The sequence below is a fragment of the Arundinibacter roseus genome (assembly GCF_004348825.1).
In the GTDB taxonomy this organism is placed as follows: Bacteria; Bacteroidota; Bacteroidia; order Cytophagales; family Spirosomataceae; genus Arundinibacter; species Arundinibacter roseus.
The window spans coordinates 1-575 of sequence record NZ_SMJU01000043.1; the positions used below are offsets into that span (position 1 = coordinate 1).

Annotated in this window: 1 pseudogene; it reads left to right on the forward strand. The window is 41.6% G+C overall.

Going from position 1 to position 575, the window contains the following annotated elements:
* Positions 1–475 (forward strand): annotated as a pseudogene (locus EZE20_RS24245) (hypothetical protein); the annotation flags it as partial.
* Between the last annotated feature and the right edge of the window lie 100 nt (positions 476–575).

Below are 575 nucleotides of genomic sequence, written 5' to 3' on the forward strand. Positions count from 1 at the left end.
AAACTTACAGGCAATGAACGGACAGCATATTCAGCAGCTCAAACACGGACTCCTGAGAACGGCCCTGTCAATCCAGCGCTACTACTTTGACCATAAGGAACTTAACCACAACATCGAGCAAATCCTAGACAGCCTGAACCCCTACTTGGATTCAAACTTTATCGACGTTATATTTGTTTACTTACTGCAAAATGACCAACTCGACAAAGAGTCCTTTAAAGAAAAATTGCAAATATTACCACCCGATCTAAACAAAAAAGCCATGAGCATTTACGATGAACTCATTCAGGAAGGCATTGAAAAAGGTATCGAAAAAGGAAAAGCCGAAGGAGTAGCAGAGGGCATGCAAAAAGGAATTGAAAAGACAATCCTCAATGCGTTTGATAACGGCATTAGCTTCGACATTATTCGGATGATTACCGGTGAAAGCGATGAGAAAATCAGGGAGGTGTTGAAGAAAAATGGAAGGGGATAATCTCAACTCTCCCTGTTTGTTTCACATTCCCCTCCTTCTCCCATGCCCCAGCGGATTACCAACATTCATGACAAGTTTGTAAAGGATTTACTTTCCCAAA